This is a genomic window from uncultured Desulfovibrio sp. (genome assembly GCF_949282365.1).
Classification (GTDB): Bacteria; Desulfobacterota; Desulfovibrionia; order Desulfovibrionales; family Desulfovibrionaceae; genus Desulfovibrio.
Map to the genome: position 1 here is coordinate 12,898 of NZ_CASDOY010000025.1, position 17,616 is coordinate 30,513.

The 17,616-nt window shown below is 64.8% G+C and carries 18 protein-coding genes; 13 read left to right on the top strand and 5 right to left on the bottom strand.

All coding sequences use genetic code 11. The annotated features are described in order from the left end of the window. The first annotated feature begins 74 nt into the window (after nt 1–74). From murD to ftsZ, 8 genes are read left to right on the top strand one after another with little or no spacing between them, the layout of a single operon-like run. Nucleotides 75–1,385: a UDP-N-acetylmuramoyl-L-alanine--D-glutamate ligase gene (gene murD, locus Q1X76_RS06465; RefSeq protein WP_300718805.1), complete on the top strand. Its 1,311-nt coding sequence runs from the start codon at nt 75–77 to the stop codon at nt 1,383–1,385. Continuing rightward, nucleotides 1,382–2,587 (top strand): putative lipid II flippase FtsW, encoded by a 1,206-nt coding sequence (ftsW, locus tag Q1X76_RS06470; protein ID WP_300718806.1) that lies wholly within the window; start codon nt 1,382–1,384, stop codon nt 2,585–2,587. The genes murD and ftsW overlap by 4 nt, the downstream gene beginning before the upstream one ends. Then, complete coding sequence (gene murG / locus Q1X76_RS06475) at nt 2,569–3,639, top strand: undecaprenyldiphospho-muramoylpentapeptide beta-N-acetylglucosaminyltransferase (protein ID WP_300718807.1); 1,071 nt, start codon at nt 2,569–2,571, stop codon at nt 3,637–3,639. Before ftsW ends, murG begins: the two co-directional genes overlap by 19 nt. Before the next feature lie 35 nt (nt 3,640–3,674). Then, nucleotides 3,675–5,048, top strand: coding sequence for a UDP-N-acetylmuramate--L-alanine ligase (gene murC / locus Q1X76_RS06480; protein ID WP_300718808.1), 1,374 nt, complete (start codon nt 3,675–3,677; stop codon nt 5,046–5,048). Continuing rightward, nucleotides 5,041–5,931: a UDP-N-acetylmuramate dehydrogenase gene (gene murB, locus Q1X76_RS06485; protein ID WP_300718809.1), complete on the top strand. Its 891-nt coding sequence runs from the start codon at nt 5,041–5,043 to the stop codon at nt 5,929–5,931. The genes murC and murB overlap by 8 nt, the downstream gene beginning before the upstream one ends. Further along, nucleotides 5,916–6,824 carry an FtsQ-type POTRA domain-containing protein gene (locus tag Q1X76_RS06490; RefSeq protein ID WP_300718810.1) on the top strand — a complete coding sequence of 303 codons (909 nt, stop codon included), beginning with the start codon at nt 5,916–5,918 and terminating at the stop codon, nt 6,822–6,824. Before murB ends, Q1X76_RS06490 begins: the two co-directional genes overlap by 16 nt. Nucleotides 6,825–6,843: 19 nt before the next feature. Continuing rightward, nucleotides 6,844–8,076: a cell division protein FtsA gene (gene ftsA / locus Q1X76_RS06495; RefSeq protein ID WP_300718811.1), complete on the top strand. Its 1,233-nt coding sequence runs from the start codon at nt 6,844–6,846 to the stop codon at nt 8,074–8,076. Between the two features lie 42 nt (nt 8,077–8,118). Next, entirely contained in the window at nt 8,119–9,447 is a 1,329-nt protein-coding gene (gene ftsZ, locus Q1X76_RS06500) for a cell division protein FtsZ (protein ID WP_300718812.1), read from the top strand. Nucleotides 9,448–9,967: 520 nt separating this feature from the next. Here the strand turns inward: ftsZ and tsaA are convergent. From tsaA to Q1X76_RS06520, 4 genes are all read right to left on the bottom strand, one after another. Continuing rightward, entirely contained in the window at nt 9,968–10,390 is a 423-nt protein-coding gene (gene tsaA / locus Q1X76_RS06505) for a tRNA (N6-threonylcarbamoyladenosine(37)-N6)-methyltransferase TrmO (RefSeq protein ID WP_300718813.1), read from the bottom strand. Between the two features lie 502 nt (nt 10,391–10,892). Continuing rightward, nucleotides 10,893–11,252, bottom strand: a complete 360-nt coding sequence (locus tag Q1X76_RS06510) for a cupin domain-containing protein (RefSeq protein ID WP_300718814.1) — start codon at nt 11,250–11,252, stop codon at nt 10,893–10,895. A gap of 395 nt (nt 11,253–11,647) precedes the next feature. After that, nucleotides 11,648–12,187 (bottom strand): lysozyme inhibitor LprI family protein, encoded by a 540-nt coding sequence (locus Q1X76_RS06515; protein WP_300718815.1) that lies wholly within the window; start codon nt 12,185–12,187, stop codon nt 11,648–11,650. A 60-nt stretch (nt 12,188–12,247) separates the two neighbouring features. Beyond that, the gene (locus Q1X76_RS06520; RefSeq protein WP_300718816.1) at nt 12,248–13,582 is read right to left on the bottom strand and encodes an MATE family efflux transporter; all 1,335 of its coding nucleotides are present in this window, start codon (nt 13,580–13,582) and stop codon (nt 12,248–12,250) included. Between the two features lie 213 nt (nt 13,583–13,795). Here Q1X76_RS06520 and Q1X76_RS06525 point away from each other — a divergent pair, with 213 nt between their 5' ends. The 5 genes from Q1X76_RS06525 to Q1X76_RS06545 are packed head-to-tail and all read left to right on the top strand — an operon-like array spanning nt 13,796 to nt 17,029. Continuing rightward, the gene (locus Q1X76_RS06525; RefSeq protein WP_300718817.1) at nt 13,796–14,476 is read left to right on the top strand and encodes a DUF134 domain-containing protein; all 681 of its coding nucleotides are present in this window, start codon (nt 13,796–13,798) and stop codon (nt 14,474–14,476) included. Nucleotides 14,477–14,485: 9 nt separating this feature from the next. Then, on the top strand, nt 14,486–15,373 hold the full coding sequence (locus Q1X76_RS06530) for an ATP-binding protein (protein WP_300718818.1): 888 nt from the start codon (nt 14,486–14,488) through the stop codon (nt 15,371–15,373). Next, complete coding sequence (locus tag Q1X76_RS06535; RefSeq protein WP_300718819.1) at nt 15,366–16,235, top strand: ATP-binding protein; 870 nt, start codon at nt 15,366–15,368, stop codon at nt 16,233–16,235. The genes Q1X76_RS06530 and Q1X76_RS06535 overlap by 8 nt, the downstream gene beginning before the upstream one ends. 32 nt (nt 16,236–16,267) lie before the next feature. Then, on the top strand, nt 16,268–16,651 hold the full coding sequence (locus Q1X76_RS06540) for a NifB/NifX family molybdenum-iron cluster-binding protein (RefSeq protein ID WP_168936494.1): 384 nt from the start codon (nt 16,268–16,270) through the stop codon (nt 16,649–16,651). Nucleotides 16,652–16,666: 15 nt separating this feature from the next. Next, nucleotides 16,667–17,029, top strand: coding sequence for a hypothetical protein (locus tag Q1X76_RS06545; RefSeq protein ID WP_300718820.1), 363 nt, complete (start codon nt 16,667–16,669; stop codon nt 17,027–17,029). 348 nt (nt 17,030–17,377) lie between these two features. Here the strand turns inward: Q1X76_RS06545 and Q1X76_RS06550 are convergent. Next, on the bottom strand, nt 17,378–17,616 hold a 239-nt coding region (locus Q1X76_RS06550), incomplete at its 5' end, for a hypothetical protein (protein WP_300718821.1).

The window sequence follows — 17,616 nt, forward strand, 5'->3', positions numbered from 1 at the left end:
CGCGCGCCATGCGCCGGAGGCCCGACCGGCCTGCCCGGCAGCGCATGGCGATATCTTATTTGCGAGGGAATGACATGGCTCAGAATGAAGATCGTGGCTGGTGCATCAAGGCCGGTGAGCTGGCAGTGGTTGTGGGCGCCGGACGTTCCGGCAAGGCCGCGGCCCGTCTTCTGGTGCGGCAGGGCGCGCGGGTGCGTCTGCTGGAGAGCGATCCCCAGGCCCTGGACCATGCGTCGGCCGAGGCCCTGCGCGCGGAAGGCATTGAGCTGGTGCTGGGGAAACAGGGGCCGGAGCTCTTTGCCGGTGCGAGGCTCGTGGTGCCCAGCCCCGGGCTGCCTCTGGTGCGCCTGCGCGAGCTGATGGGCCCCCATGCCGATGCGGAAGGCACGGAGATCCTGGCCGAGATGGAACTGGCCTGGCGTGCCCTTGATGGTGAGCCCGTGCTGGCGGTGACCGGCACCAGCGGCAAGACCACCACGGTCAGCCTGGCGGCGGCCATGCTGCGGGAGCAGGGGCTGCGGGTCTTCCTTGGCGGCAATATCGGCACGCCCCTTTCGGAATATCTGCTGTCCGGGGAAAAGGCCGATGTGCTGGTGCTGGAGGTCTCCAGCTTCCAGCTGCAGGGCTGCATCACCTTCCATCCCCGCGCGGCCGTCATCCTGAACATTTCGCCCAATCATCTGGATTACCACAAGGATATGGACGAATACATCGAGGCCAAATTCCGCATCTTCCGCTGTCAGGACGGGGACGACCTGGCCGTGCTGGCGCCGGATCTGGAGGATTTGGCCGCGCGCCACGGCCTTCGGGCCCGCAAGGTCTGGATCCGGCCCGAAAACCGATTCCCGGACTGCCCCCTGTTCGGGCGGCACAACCAGTACAACGCCGAGGCGGCTTGGCAGGCCTGCCGCCTGTTCGGAGTGACGCAGGAGAACGCCGCGCGCGCCGTGGCCGCTTTCCGGCCTCTGCCCAACCGTCTGGAATCGGTGGCTCGTGTGCGGGACGTGCTCTATGTGAACGACTCCAAGTGCACCACGGTGGCGGCACTGCGGGTGGCGCTGGACGCCATGGACAGGTCCGTGCATCTGCTCTGCGGCGGTAAGTTCAAGGGCGGCGATCTGGAAGGCATGAAGGAGCTGCTGCGCCGCAAGGCCAGGAGCGTGAACCTGTACGGCGCCAGCCGCGAGGTCTTTGAACAGGCCTGGCAGGGGGTGGTGCCCCTGTGCTGGCACGAGACCATGGAACAGGCCGTCCTGGCCCTGCAGCCTCGGCTGGCGGCAGGGGACGTGGTGCTGCTGGCGCCGGCCACGTCCAGCTTCGACCAGTACCGCAACTATGTGGAGCGCGGCAACGACTTCAAGCGCATCGTGGGAAGCCTGGCATGAAAAATCTGTTCCTCGGGAAAAGCAGGAAGGTGGAAGACGCCGTTCCCCAGGCCAGGGGCCTAGCCCAGGCCCTGGGCAAGGTGAGCTTCGAGGGCTTCGACTGGTGGCTGTTCACCCTGATGCTCATCATCCTGGCCATCGGCCTGATCATGGTGCTGTCGGCCAGCGGCATCGTGGCCGAGCAGGTCAATGGTGACAAATACTATTTCTTCAAGCGGCAGCTGCTGTTCGCCATCGTGGGGGGCGGTGTGCTCTGGGGCGCGGCCCTCCTGCCCCGCAACTGGCTCTACAAATTGCAGTATCCGGCCATTTTCCTGTCCCTGTTTCTGCTGCTGGTGACCCTTTCGCCCCTGACGCCGTCCATCAACGGCGCCAAGCGCTGGATCCCCCTTGGGCCCGTGAGCCTGCAGCCCATGGAGTTCGTCAAGATCTCCCTGGCCCTGTATCTGGCCTATTTCATGAGTTCCAAGCAGGCTCTGGTCAAGACCTTCAGCCGCGGCGTCATCCCGCCCTTCGCGGTGACGGGCCTGTTCTGCGGCCTGCTCCTGCTGCAGCCGGACTTCGGCAGCGCCGTGGTGGTGGCCAGCATCTTGTTTTTCATGTGCCTGGCCGGGGGCACGCGCTTCATCTATCTTTTCTTCGCCATGATCCTGGCCTGCGCCGGGGCCATGGCCCTGGCCATCCTCGAACCCTACCGTCTGCGCCGCCTGCTGGCCTTCCTGGATCCCTTCGCCGATCCCACCGATACGGGCTACCATCTGGTGCAGTCCCTGCTGGCCATCGGCTCCGGCGGCTTTTTCGGCGTGGGGGTGGGGGCCAGCCGCCAGAAGATGTTTTACCTGCCCGAAGCCCATAACGACTTCATCATGGCCGTGCTGGCCGAGGAACTGGGCTTTGTGGGCGTGACCGTGGTCATGCTGCTGTTCGGCCTGCTGTTCTGGCGCTGTTACCGCATCATCATGCATCAGACCGAGCTGCGGGACCGCCTGACCGCCTTCGGCCTGACCGTCATCCTGGCCATGGGCGCGGTCATGAACCTGGCCGTGGTCATGGGGGTGGCGCCGCCCAAGGGCGTGCCCATGCCTCTGATGAGCTATGGCGGCAGCAACCTGCTGGCCACCATGCTCTGCGTGGGCCTGCTCATGAATTTTTCCCGCACGGCCACGGGCAAGGAGGGGAGTATATGGAAAGAATCCTCTTGACCACCGGCGGCACCGGCGGGCACATCTTCCCGGCACTGGCCGTGGCGGAAGCCCTGCGGGCGCGGCACCCTGCTGTGGAGCTGCTCTTCGTGGGTTCGCAGTACGGCCCTGAGCAGCGGCTGGTCCGGGCCGCAGGCATCGACTTCATCGGCCTGCCGGTGCGCGGTTTCCTGGGCAGGGGCCTGCGGGCCTTTGCCGCTGCGGGGCGCATGGCCTGCGCCGTCTGCCGGGCCCGGGGCATCATCCGGCGTTTCCGTCCGCAGGTGGTGGCCGGTTTCGGCGGCTATGCGGCCTTTGCGCCCATGCTGGCGGCCCGTCTTGCCGGCCTGCCCACCGTTCTGCACGAACAGAACGCCATCGCCGGAGTGAGCAACCGCATCCTGGGTCGCCTTGCCCGGCGCGTCTGCCTGTCCCTGCCGGGCACTGAAGGCTTCGACGCCCGCAAGACCGTGATCACGGGCAATCCCGTGCGTGCCGCCGTGGTGGCTCTGGCCGGCCGGACGCATGATTTTTCCGGCAGGCGCCTGCTGGTCATGGGCGGCTCCCTGGGGGCCCACGCCCTCAACGTCCATGTGTGCGCGCACCTTGCGGGGCTGCGGGCCGCGGGCATCGCCCTGCGCCACCAGACCGGCGTGCATGACGAGGCCGCCACCCGGGAGGCCTATGCGGCGGCCGGGTATGATCCGTCCCGCGTGAGCGCCTTCATCGACGACATGGCCTCCGCCTACGCCTGGGCGGATCTGGTGCTCTGCCGCGCCGGCGCCACCAGCGTGGCCGAGCTCTGCGCTGCGGGCCTGCCATCGGTGCTGGTGCCCTTCCCCCATGCCATCCACGATCACCAAACCCGCAATGCCCAGGCCCTGGTGGCGGAAGGGGCGGCCCTGATGCTGCCCGAGTCCCGGATGGAGAGCGACGGCCTCATGGTGCAGGTCACGGACCTGCTGCAGGCCCCGGACAGGCTGCGGGCCATGTCCGCGGCGGCCTCCGGCTGCGCCCGTATCCGGGCGGCGGAGCTTGTGGCGGACGAACTGGAAGCCGTGTGCGCACGGTAAGATCACGAACGACCTTCTTGGACAGAGAGAGACATATGGACAGCAAGATCCGGCAGATCCACATGGTGGGCATCGGCGGCGCGGGCATGAGCGGCATCGCCGAGGTGCTGCTCAACCTGGGCTATGACATTTCTGGATCGGACATGAGCGATTCCGCTGTGGTCAAGCATCTGCGCAGCCTTGGGGCCCGCATCGCCGTGGGCCATGACGCCGGGAACGTGGGCAACGTGCAGGTGCTGGTCAAATCCACGGCCATCGCCGAGGACAATCCCGAAGTGGTGGAAGCGCGCCGCCGCAACATCGCCATCATCCCCCGTGCCGAGATGCTGGCCGAGCTGATGCGCCTGCGTCAGGGCGTGGCCATCGCCGGCACGCACGGCAAGACCACCACTACGTCCCTGACGGCTTCCATCTTCGATACGGCCGGTCTGGACCCCACGGTCATTATCGGCGGCCGCCTCAACGTCTACGGCACCAATGCCCATCTGGGCCACGGCCACTACCTCATCGCCGAGGCAGACGAATCCGACGGCTCCTTCCTCTGCCTGTTCCCCATCATCAACGTGGTCACCAACGTGGACGAGGACCATCTGGACCATTACGGCACCCGGCAGGCCATCGACGAGGCCTTCGTGCAGTTCATGAACAAGGTCCCCTTCTACGGCCTCAACGTGGTCTGCGGCGATGATGCCGGCGTGCGCGCCCTGCTGCCGCGCGTCAAACGCCCGGTGCTGACCTACGGTTTTGCCGCCGACAACCAGCTGCGCGCCGTCCTGCTGGAATCGGGCATGGTCAGCCGCTTCGAGGTCTGGCGCGGCGATGAGGATCTGGGCGAGGTCAGGCTGCCCCACCCCGGGCGCCACAACATCCTCAATGCCCTGGCGGCCATCGGGGCGGCCATGGCGGCCGACATCCCCTTTGCCCGCTGCGTGGAGGGGCTGTCCACCTTCCGGGGCGTGGGACGCCGCTTCGAATTCAAGGGCGAGCGCGGCGGTGTGACCGTGGTGGACGATTACGGACACCATCCGGCCGAGATCGCGGCCACCCTGGCCACGGCCCGTCAGGTCTTCCCGGGCCGCCGTCTGGTGGTGGCCTTCCAGCCGCATCGCTTCAGCCGTACCCAGGCCCACTTCGGCGAATTCTGCAAGGTCTTCGATGTGGCGGACCAGTTGGTGCTGACTGAGATCTACGCCGCGTCCGAAAAGCCCATCCCCGGCGTTTCCGGCGAGAGCCTGGCCCAGGGCATGCGGCAGGTCTCCGAGACGCCGGTCACCTATTTCCAGACCATCGACGCCATGATCAAGGGGCTGGACGGCATCCTGCAGCCCGGTGACGTGCTGCTGACCCTGGGGGCCGGTACCATCACTCGTGTGGGGCCCGCCTGGCTGGAGGGCGGCAGGGATGCGTGAGATCCTTTCCCCCTCGCTGGCGGAGCGCACGTCACTGCATCTCGGCGGCCGGGCCCTGGCGGAACTGGTCCTGGAGCATGCCGGGGACTATCCGCTGCTGGAGGAACGGTTGCGGCAGCTGGGAGGCAGTCCGTTCATCATTGGCGCGGGCACGAATCTGCTTGCCCGTGACGGTGAATTACCAGTCGTGCTGATCCGTTCTGCAATCGGGACAGGTCCCGAGATCGTGAGCGAGTCCGCCACACGGGCCCGGGTGCGCGCCGGTGCCGCTATCCCCCTGCCGCGCCTGCTCGGATTCTGCTCCCGGCACGGCCTCGGCGGGCTGGAAGGCCTGGTGGGCATCCCCGGCAGCGTCGGGGGAGCGGTGGCCATGAACGCGGGCTCCTACGGCTGCGAGACGTGCAGGCATCTTGTTGAGATCACAGCCATTGTTGACGGCCGCGTGCAGACCTTCCCGGCGGGGAAACTGCAATACGGTTATAGAAGCCTGCTGGTGGACGGCAAAAAAAGCGGATTTCTTGTGCTTGAAGCCATATTTGACTTGACCAAGACTGACAGGAATGGCATTTCTAAACTCATGCATCGCAACATTTGCGAGAAAAAGTCTAAACAACCTGTGACTGCATGGAGCGCGGGCTGCGTGTTCAAAAACCCGGCCCCGGACAAGCCCGCCGGCATCCTCTTGGACAAGGCCGGCTTTCGCGGCAGGCGGCTCGGCGGGATGGCTTTTTCTGCCATGCATGCCAATTTTTTGATAAATGAAGGAAATGGCAGCGCCACGGCCGCTTTTGAGCTGATGGAAAAAGCGCGGCAGGGCGTGCTGGAGCAGTTCGGCATCGCACTGGAAACGGAAGTCAGGATCGTGCCGTGTCCTTCTCGCTGAAAAAAAATCGTCGCAATACACGCTCTTACAGCGGCAGTACGACGGCTGCTCCCAGCCGCGGCACTACCGCCCGTGCCAATACCAGGAACCGCAGCAAACCGTCCCGGGAAAAAAAGCCCTTCGGCCTCTGGAGCAAGCTGCAGGGCGGGCATGTGCAGCGATTTTTCGGCATCCTGCTGCTGCTGGCGGTGCTGGCCGGCGTGGTGGCGGGCGTGTGCGCCGGGTCCATCTGGCTGTACGGCAAGGCCACGACCAGTGACTTTTTTGCCACGCGCCACATCGATGTGGCTGGCAACGTGCGGCTGTCGCGGGACATGGTGCTGCAATACGGCGGCCTGAAGGAAGGGGAAAATTCCCTGGCGGTCAGCATCGCGGAAGTGGAGCGCCGCCTGCGGGCCACCCCCTGGGTGGAGGAGGTCTCCGTCAAACGTCTGCTGCCGGACCGCTTCGTCATCAAGATCACGGAGCGCATGCCCACGTTCTGGGTCCACAAGGGCGGCGTGCTCTATTATGCCAATGACCGCGGCGAGGCCATCGCGCCGGTGGAGAGCCGGAACTTCCTCTCCCTGCCGACCCTGACGGTGGAAACGGGGGCCGAGGACGATGTGGCCTATCTGCCCCGCTTCATGAAGGACCTGCATGCGGGCAGCCTGCCGGTGGAAGCGGGAGCCATCGCTTCGATCACGGTGAGCCCCGCCCGGGGCATTGAGATTTATCTGGAAGACCGCGAGATGCGGCTTTCCATCGCGACAGATGACTGGGCCGGTAATCTTGCCCGGATTGGTCTGACGCTGGGGGATCTGGCACGCAGGCACGAGCTGAAGAACGTGCGCGAGGTGCGTTCGGTCAATGGCAGTGTCTGGGTGACGCTCAGCCAGTCCATGCGTGGATGATGCTTGGTGAGGAGTAACTATGGCGGATCTCATTGTTGGCCTTGATATCGGCACCACCAAGGTGTGCGCGGTAGTGGGCGAGATGGCGGAAAACGGCCTGGTGGACGTCGTCGGCATCGGCACCCGTCCTTCCCACGGCATGCGCAAGGGCGTGGTGGTGAACATCGAACAGACCGTACAGTCCATTCGCGGCGCTATCGAGGATGCCGAACTCATGGCCGGCTGCGAGATCAACTCGGTCTATGTGGGGATCGCCGGCGGGCATATCGCCGGTATCAACAGCCACGGTGTCATCGCCGTCAAAGGGGGCGAGGTGGGGCAGCGCGATGTGGAACGCGCGCTTGACGCCGCCCGTGCCGTGGCCATCCCGGCCGACCGCGAAGTCATCCATATCCTGCCGCAGGAATACATCGTCGATAACCAGCGCGGGATCGCGGACCCCTTGGGCATGGCGGGCGTGCGCCTTGAAGTGCGGGTGCATATCGTGACCGGTGCCGTGACTTCGGCCCAGAACATCGTGCGCTCCTGTCACCGCAGCCAGCTGGAGGTCTCGGACATCGCCCTGGAATCCCTGGCCTCGGCCAAGGCCGTGCTGACGAGCGAAGAACGCGAGCTGGGCGTCGCCCTGGTGGACATCGGCGGCGGCACCACGGATATCGCCATTTTCGTCAATGACTCCATCAAGCATACTCATGTGCTGGCGCTGGGCGGCCAGAACCTGACCAACGACATCGCCTTTGGCCTGCGTACGCCCATCGCGGCGGCCGAACGCATCAAGCTCAAATACGGCTGCGCCCTCACCGACATGGTGCGGCATGACGAGTTCATCGAAGTCCCCACTGTGGGCGGACGCGATCCCAGCCGCATCTCCCGCCAGATCCTGGCGGAGATCTGCGAGCCCCGCATGGAAGAGATCCTGTGCCTTGTGAACCGTACCCTGGAAGATTCCGGTTACAAGGCCTATCTGGGGGCGGGCGTGGTGCTGACCGGCGGCACGGCCCTGATCGAAGGCTGCCAGGAGCTGGGCAGCCAGATCTTCAATCTGCCCACGCGCATCGGCTATCCCCGCAATGTGGGCGGCCTGAAGGATGTGGTGAACAGTCCCAAGTTCTCCACGGCGGTGGGTCTGCTGCGCTACGGCGCGGAAAAGGAAGTTTCCGGCCAGAAGAAATTTACCCCCACACACAGCGAGAGCGGCATCTTTGAGGGGCTGCTGGCGCGCATGAAAAAGTGGTTTTCCGATATTTCCTAAAAAACGAAGCGGGCAGCTTTAGTACATAGAGGAGAGGGAACTATGTCACAGTCCATTGTTGACGATATCGATATCACGCTGGGCAACAATGCCAAACTCAAGGTCATCGGCGTTGGTGGCGGCGGCGGCAATGCCGTGCAGAACATGATCGCTTCCGGCCTGCAGGGCGTGCAGTTCATCTGCGCCAATACCGATATGCAGGCCCTGAGCAAGAACAATGCTCCGGTCAAGATCCAGCTGGGCGAAAAGCTCACCAAGGGCCTTGGTGCCGGCGCCAATCCCGCCATCGGCCGCGAGGCGGCCCTGGAAAGCGTCAACGCCATCCGCGAGGCCATCGGCGATGCCGACATGGTCTTCGTGACCGCCGGCATGGGCGGTGGCACGGGCACGGGCGCCGCGCCCGTGGTGGCCCAGACCGCCAAGGAGATGGGCGCCCTGACCGTGGGCGTGGTGACCAAACCCTTTTCCTTTGAAGGCAGCCGCCGCAAACGCTTTGCCGAAGAAGGGCTGGAAGAGTTCAAGCAGCATGTGGACTGCCTGATCACCATCCCCAACGACCGCCTGCTGGCCTTCGCGCCCAAGAAAACGCCGTTCTCCGCCATGCTGCAGAAAGCCAATGACGTGCTGTTCTACGCCGTCAAGGGCATTTCCGACGTGATCCTGGCCGACGGCATGATCAACCTCGACTTTGCCGACGTGCGCACCACCATGTCCGAGGCCGGCATGGCCCTGATGGGTACCGGCGTGGCCGCCGGCGAAAACCGCGCCCGCGAGGCCGCCCAGCGCGCCATCAACAGCCCCCTGCTGGAAGACGTCTCGCTGGAAAGCGCCAAGGCCGTGCTCTACAACATCACGGCGTCCATGGACATCTCCACCGACGAGATCGCCGAGATCGGCGACATCATCGCCGACGCCACGCCCGAAGATACCAACATCATCTTTGGCGTGGTCTATGACGACACCATCGGCGACGAACTGCGCCTGACCGTCATCGCCACGGGCATCGACCCCAGCGCCACGGTGGTGCAGCCCGTGTCCGAACCGGTGAAGAACAATGTGACCAAATTCCCCGGCGCGCAGGCTGCTTCGGCCGCCCGCACCATGGAAGCGCCGCAGGCTCCGGCCTACGAACAGCCCCGTCCACGTCCCGTGCGCCAGCGCGGCGACTGGATTCCGCCGAACTCCTATCCCCAGGGCGGTTACGGTCCCTATGTCCAGGACCAGTTCGAAAAACCGACCTACCTGCGTACGGGAGCCCAGCTGGGGCAGCAGTCCATGACCCGCCGGCCGCACAACCCCGGTCATGAGGACTTCACCTACAGCGAGGAAGATTTCGAGATTCCCACGTTCATCCGCACCCAGGCCGACTAGGCCGTGCGGGAGCGGCCGTGGCCGCGAACGCCACCAGATTTCAGGGCTCTCCTCTTCGGCCCTGAAATGCCCGCCGGGAGGCCCATGTGGGCCTCCCTTGTGCCGTTGACAAAACGCCCGCAAGCCGGTCTTGCGGGCGTTTTCGCGATCGGGAGACGGTGCGCTTCCTAGGGGATCGTTCCAGGGCGGAGCCAAGGCACGACGTAGGCCCGTTGCCGCAGGACACTGGCAGACTGGGCCGGGCGCATCGCCTGTTGCCCGGGGTGCCCGCCCGGCTTGCGTCCGCGTCCCCACGCGGGCACGGCAGGGCAGCCGTCGCCGTATCCCTCTGCCCGATGACCGGGACTGCCGGGCAGCGGCGGGATTTCGCAGCCTGTCCCGAAAGACCGCCGGTGGCAGGGCAGTCAGGCCGAGGACCGCGCCGTCCGTGTCAGCCTGTACCGTCGGCCGACACTGCGGTCGCGCGGGCGTAGGCTCCCCGGCTTGTGCCGCAGTTCGTCCCGGGCGGCGGGCAGGGCGCTTACAGGCCTGCACCGCTGTCCAGATCGGGCGAATGGGGCTTGATGTCCAGCAGGGGCGTGCCGTCCAGCATGTCCACATGATCCACATACAGGAAGTTCCCTTCACGGCGCAGCAGCGGCACGAGGCTCATGCCGATACCATTGGGGCGGCAGGGGGCGCGGGTGGTGAAGACGCCGCGCTCGTGGTCCTGTCCGTGCGGGATGACTTTCAGCCGCACCTCTTTTGTCTGATGAAAGACGAACAGGAGCCATATGCGGCTGTAATTTTCCAGTTCTTCAAGGCCTTCCACGAATGGGGGAAAGATCTCCACCCGACCGGTGCAGCCCACGGCATGGATGGGCTGGCGGGGCGTGCGCGCCGGATCGGTATGTGGTGTGCGGATGATGCCGATGGGCCGGAAGCTGAAAACGGATGACGGCATGGGGCCTCCCTGGGAACCTCTGTCCGGGTGAGAGCTGCGGCCGGAGCATGGGCAGCCGTTGCCGCCCGCGATGCGCCGTGTGTGCCATCCGCACCTCCGGGATGGCACGATGGTGATGTCGCACGCAGCGCGTGTGTCTGTCCTGCTGCATCCCGCGCGGAGAAAAACGTCGAGCCGGATCGGGAAAGGCGTCCGCCCAGGGGGTGTCCACCCGACTGCAGTTTGTTTGGGGAAAGGGAAAGCCCTCATCGCTGCTGCGATGCCCGTAACTTCCTCCGTCGCAACGGGTACGGCCTGAAGCCGCCATCCGGGCGCTGCCCGCGCGAGAGGGGTTTTCTTTCTCCCCAAGCCCTCATCCTTTCCCCCTGCACGCTTTTTCTGAGGGGCGCGGGAGCGTGCGGCAAGCATGCTCCACCGGCTATGTGTTTCAATATTTTCTATTTATTTCATCATGTTATTAGAATGTTCCACAGAAATGTGACCTCGCTAACGTGTCGTACGTCTAGGAGAGCGACAGTCCAGCGTCCGTCTGCGGGATCAGTTCCGGCGCATGGATGGCCAGCCAGACGCAAGGCTTGCTGGTCTCCAGCACCCGGTGGCGCACATGCCGGGGCAGCAGCAGGCACTGGCCGCGTTGCAGCGCCACTTCGCGGCCGTCGGCAAAACCCAGCCGGGCACTGCCTTCCAGCAGCAGGACCCATTCGTCTTTTTCCTGATCGTACCACTGGCCTTCGGGCGTCACATGTCCCCAGGAGACGATGCGTTCCACCAGCAGCCCGTCAGGCGAGGCGAGCAGGGGAGTGAAATCTTCCGGGGCCTCGGGCTGTCTGACCTGTTCCGGTATCATGAGCAAGGAATCCATAGTGATCTCCTGAGCGGCCCTGGAACGGGAGCGGCGGCACTGTCCGGCCCGCAGACCGTCGGGTGGGGGCAAGACCGTCTTCTTCCGGCTCGCGGTGGACCGGAGGGCCGGGAGCGCGTGGAGAAGCGTCGTGAACATGGGAAGGGACATGCCTTCAGCGTCTGCCATCCACGGGCGGGAAGAGCGGAAGCCGGATCAGGCTTCGTCCTGTCCAAGACGGGTTGCCCGCGTCGGGGCAGAGCGGATAGCCATGCTCTCCTTGAAGGGACGTCCTCCGCCTGTTGCAGTGTGTGTGCGAGAGCGGTCCGTCGTAGCGGTTCGCTGCGACGGGAGCCGCACGGCTCCGCCGGCCTACGTTCGCGGGGGCCGTTACGCCGGGGGCGCCCGCTGCAGGCTTAGTCCAGCCCCATCGACTTCATGCCGGAATTGAACAGGGATTCCACACTATTGCCGAAATCCGACAGGCCGCGTTCGATATTTTCCATGGTACCGGGCTGGCGGGGAGGCTTTTTGTCCAGCGAGGGATCGAACTGTTCCAGGTCGTGGATGCGCCGGCGCAGCTGCTCGATCTCGAACCAGCCCAGGCGGTCCACGACGCGCTTGCTGTCAGGATGGTTCTCCGCCAGAGGGCGCATGCTGGCGGTGTAGGCCAGCCAGCTGTACTGGCTTTCTTCCAGCGCTGCCAGACAGGCCGCGCTGCGTTTTTCCGCCTCCGGGCCGGAGAACTTTTTGCAGAGGCCCTGCGCGGCCTGATAGCGGGTATCCAGCTTCTTTTGCCAGTAGGCACGCTCCAGATCCAGACACGGCTTCTGATCGCCACTGTTCCGGTGTTTTTTCATGCAAGCTTCAAATCCCGGGGCATGCTCCGCCGCCACAGCGGGGACGGCCAGCAGCAGGGCGGCCAGCAGCGCCAGGGAGAGGGATCGTGGGGACATGGGCACTCCTTGCGATAAGTAGGACCAGCATACGTCAGGCGGGGCTTTCTGTCAGCACTCTTACCAGCCTGTGCGCCGGCGGCTGCGGAGCAGCAGGCCGATGCCCAGCAGCAGGGTCAGGGCTTCTGCCAGCGGGATGGCCAGAAAAAGGTGTTCGGCTTCCAGACAGGCGGCGAACAGGGCCAGGAAAAGAGCGGGGAAGGCCAGACTGCGGCTCAGGGCTATGACCACGGCCTGGATGGAGCGATTGAGGCCGGTCATATAGCAGGCGATGCCCATATTCAGGCCGCTGAAAAAGAAACTCCAGCGGAAATCGGCGATGAAGCCGCAGGCCAGTGCGCCCACCGTGGCATTGCCGGGCAGGAAAAGCCGGACAAGCTGCTGCGGGTAGAGGCTGAAGACCAGGAACATGGCGGCGCCCAGCGCCAGCAGGCTCGCCATGGCCACATGCAGGAAGCGGTGGGTCCGCCGACGCAGTCCTGCGGCGTGGTTGGCGCTGACCAGGGGCGAGAGGGTATCGCTCAGACCGTAGGCCAGGGTCAGGCCGAACCAGGAACCATAGCTGACCACGGTGAAAGCCGCCACGCCCGCAGAGCCGAAACGGGCCATCATGAGGTGATTGATGAGCAGGATGATGCTGCCCACGGAGATTTCGTTGATGCTTTCCGCGCTGCCGTTGAGGCTGGCCCGCAGGATCTCTTTCCAGCCGCAGCCGCAGAGGGCGGGGCGCAGCAGGGCCCTGCGGGAGAAAAAATGTCCCAGGAACAGCAGCAGGGTGCAGCTGAAGCCCAGTCCCGTGGCCAGCGCCGCGCCCTGGACGCCCCAGTCGAAACAGGCGATGAAAAGATAGTCCAGCACGATGTTGACGGCGGCGCTCAGGATCAGGCCCAGCGAGGCCAGGGTGGGATGCTGGTCCACGCGCGCGAACTGCGACAGGGCATAGGCTACAGGCAGCACGGGGCTGAACCAGAGCAGGGTGGTCAGGTACTGGTGCGCGGGTCGCAGCACATCGCCCTGTGCGCCCAGCAGAGACAGCAGCAGCGGCCGGAAGGCCAGGGCAGGCAGGGCCAGCGCCAGACCGGCCAGCAGGATGAGCAGCATGGTGCGGCCGAAGACTGCCGAGGCGGCCTGCAGATCGCCTCGCCCCACATGATGCGCGCTGCGCACTGTACCGCCCACGGAAAGCATGACCCCGATACCGAAAAAGATGCTGAACATCGGACTGACGATATTGATGGCTGCCAGCGCCTGGGCCCCCACATAGCGGCCGATGAAGATGGTATCCACCAGACCGGCGGAAGAAAGCAGCAGGAAGGCGGCGGACCAGGGCAGGCCGTAGCGGAAGAACGTCTGCGCCACAGGGCGGTCGAGCATGCTGGCGGCGGTATGGGACATGAAAAGACCTCGCAAGCTCTGCGCAGGGCAGGCCCGAGCCTTGTAGCACGGGGCCTGGAAAGGCGTCAACGCGCGCCGTCCCGGCGCGACAAACGAAAAAATCATGTGGAGGCTTGACATGGCCGGAACAAGGATTATGCTCAATTGTGCAAAACAAAGGAGAGTCCGCCATCACTTTCGGTAGCGACGCCTGTTTTGCCCATTGGAGAAATCATGCCGCGTCCCAGACAGTGCCGCTATGTGGCCACCACGCCCAGTGTTACCTATTTCAAACCGCGGGGCATCCCCATGACCGCGCTGGAAGAGGTCTGCCTGGGGGTGGAGGAGCTGGAGGCCTTGCGCCTGGCGGATCTGGAAGGCCTGAACGGTTCGGAGGCAGCCTGCCGCATGCGCGTGTCCCGGCATACGTTCGGGCGCACTCTGGCTTCGGCCCGGCGTACGGTGGCCCTGGCCCTGGTCACGGGGCGGGCCCTGCGCATCGAGGGCGGCAACTATGCCCTGGCGGGACCCGATCCCCATACGGCGGACGCAAAGGAGAGTATCATGCAGAAGATTGCCATTTCCAGTGAAGGCCCCACCCTTGACGATCTCGTCGATCCGCGTTTCGGTCGCGCGGGCGGTTTCGTGGTGGTCGATCTGCCGGATATGAGCGTGAGCTATATCGACAACGGGGCCTCCCAGACTATGAGCATGGGGGCCGGTATCGAGACCGCCGAGCGCGTGGCCAACGCGGGCGTGCAGGTGGTGCTGAGCGGTTATGTGGGGCCCAAGGCCTTCGAGGCCCTGCAGGCGGCGGGCATCAAAGTCTGCCAGGATGTGAGCGGTACTGTCCGGGAAGTGGTGGAACGCTTCCAGAAGGGCGAGTATCCCTTCGCCGACGCGCCCAACAAGTAAGGAAGATTTATGCGTATCGCCATTGCCAGCGGCAAGGGCGGGGCGGGCAAGACCAGTGTGGCCGCCTCCCTGGCCAGTGTCTGGGACAGCCCCCTGGTCGCCGTGGATACGGACGTGGAAGCGCCTAACCTGCACCTCTTCCTGCCGCCGCAGGTGGAGGGGAGCGGCAAAGCCTGGCTGCAAGTGCCTTCCCTCGATCCCGCAGCCTGCAGCAAGTGCGGCAAGTGCCGCGAGATCTGCAGCTTCAAGGCCATCGCCTCCTTTGCCGGCAATATCAGCATCTTTCCCGATATGTGTCATGGCTGCGGCGGCTGTTTCGCCGTCTGCGCGGACAAGGCCCTGAGACCCATGGGCCGGGAGCTGGGCGAACTGGAGCACGGCACCGTGCTGGAGGGCAAGGTCCGTTTTCTCATGGGCCGTACCCGGATCGGAGAATCCATGACGCCGCCTTTGCTGCGCCAGTTGCGGGCCCGTCTGGACGCCATGCTGGATGAGGTCCCGGCCGACGCCATCCTGGACGCCCCTCCCGGCGTCAGCTGCCCGGCCGTCACGGTCACGCGCGACGCGGACCTGATCCTGCTGGTGGCCGATCCCACGCCCTTCGGTTTCCATGATTTCCGCCTGGCGCACCAGGCATTTTTGCCCCTGAACAAGATCATGGCCGTGGTCATCAACCGCGCCGGAGCGGAGGGCAATGCCGCGGGCGATGCCGCTGTCCGCGATTACTGCCGGGAGCACCACCTGCCTCTGCTGGTGGAGCTGCCCTTCGAACGGGCCGCCGCGGAGCAGTATGCCATCGGCGGTCTGCTGGCCGGTCTGTCCCCGGAATGGCAACAGCGTTTCCAACATCTGCGTGATGCCCTGCGCCGTCTGGGCGGGGAGGTGCGCCATGCGTGAGATTGTCGTCATCAGCGGCAAGGGCGGCACGGGCAAGACCACGGTGTGCGCCTCCTTCGCCCATCTGGCTGCCAGCAAGGTCATCTGCGATCTGGACGTGGATGCGCCCGACCTGCACATCCTGCTGCAGCCGCAGATCAGGGAGTACACGCCCTTCATCTCCGGGCATGGCGCGCAGATACGGCAGGACGACTGCATCCGCTGCGGCCAGTGCGCGGAGCTGTGCCGCTTCGAGGCCGTGCGTCCCCGGGAGGACGGCTTCATCATCGATGACCATTGCGAAGGCTGCGGGGTCTGCGTGAAGCTCTGTCCGCAGCAGGCCATAGACTTTCCCGAAAAGCACTGTGGCGACTGGTATGTGAGCGATACCCGCTTCGGCCTGATGGTCCATGCCCAGCTTTTCCCGGGGCAGGAGAATTCCGGCCGCCTGGTGAGCCTGCTCAAGGTCCAGGCCCGGGAGCGCGCCAGGGCCCTCGGCCTGGACACCATCCTCTGCGACGGTTCGCCGGGGGTAGGCTGTCCTGTCATCAGTTCCCTGTCGGGAGCCAGCCTGGCCGTGGGCGTCGTGGAGCCCACACCTTCGGGTCGCCACGATTTCAGCCGCGTGGCAGACCTGTGCCGGCACTTCCGCATCCCGCTGGCCATCATCATCAACAAGGCTGACCTCAATACCCGTGAGGCCGGTGTCATCGCCGCCGAGTGCGTCGAACACGGCCATACCCTGCTGGGGCGGCTGCCCTTCGATCCGGTGGTGACCCGGGCCATGGTGCAGCGCCACGCCCTGACAGAATTCGACAATCCCCTTGGTAACCGCCTGAAGGACATGTGGTCGGCCCTTCAGGATTTGCGCACCGGCCGCTAGGCCGCACACCTTCGACCAGAAATGGAGCGTTTATCATGAGCTTTCTTCTTGCCGTGCCTTCCTGCATGCCTGGCGGTCTCGATGCCCAGATGGGCATGCACTTCGGCCATTGCGACATCTACACCATCGTGGAGATCGAAGACAATGCCATCAAGGCCGTGGGCACCCTGGAAAACGTGCCTCACCAGCAGGGCGGCTGCATGGCTCCCGTGCAGCATCTGGCCAGCCATGGCGTGAAAGCCCTGCTGGCCGGCGGCATGGGCATGCGTCCGCTGATGGGCTTCCAGCAGGTGGGCGTCAATGTCTTCTTCGCCGGTCAGTATCCCACGGTGGGCGCTGCCGTGCAGGCCTTCCTGGAAGGCAAGCTGCCTCCCTTCACCATGGACTTCACCTGCGGTGGCGGCGGCCATCACTAGGCCGTGGGGTCCGTTATGGATATCCTAATCGTTTCCTCGCGTCCTGAGCGCTGGAGCGCCGCGCTTCCGGTCATGGAAAGCCGTGGTGCGTCGATCCGGCAGGCGGCCTCGCTGGAACAGGGCATGGAGCAGGTGCGCCGCCAGGCCCCGGCTCTGGCCGTGCTCGATCTGGGGCTGGAGCCTGAAGGGCTGCGCAAGGCCGTCATCGACATCCTCATGGCCGATGCCATGATCCATACCGCCGCTGTCAGTGAGATGTCTGCGGAAGAATTCCACGACAAGATGGAAGGTCTGGGCATGCTGATGTCGCTGCCGGTGGACTTTTCCGCCCAGGACGTGGAACAGATGATGGCAGCGCTGGAGCGCCTCGCGGGATAGAGATACCGTGAGCCGATGGCAGGGAAGGGGATCCCTTTTGTCGAGCCGCTGATTCCCGGGGGAGAGCCCCCTTGCGGCAGTGCGAAAAAGGATCCCTTCCCTGCTCATCCTCAAGACTCCTATGAGAAGGCAACCTGTGGCGCTCCTTCGGGCAGCCCCGGCGGCAGCTAGCAGGCTGCAGAGGAAAGACGCAGAGCAGGGCCGGCAGGATCGGCCTTGAAACATTCTTCGCTGTTTGCAGTTATGCGGCCCCGGCCGTCAGGCAATGACGCAGGAAACGCGAAGATAAAGGTCTTTTCCTGCAATCTCGGCGTGTTGATGGGCTAAACGATCACCGCGGAAGGATGTTCAGGCGTTTTCTGCATCAAAAGGCTTGACGCCGCCGCTGAAAAGGCGCATAAGGCCGTTCGCGCCGATGAACTGGCCGGGCCCGGAAGGGCAGGGGAAAGGGAATTTTCCCGGACGGTGAAAAAAGTTCTTGACGCGGATTTGAAAACGGGGCATAAGCCTCCTTCGCGTCAACGTGTCGCCCTGGGCGGCGGCAAGGTTTTTTGCGGAAGCGAAAAAAAGTCGTTGACAGCGAGAAC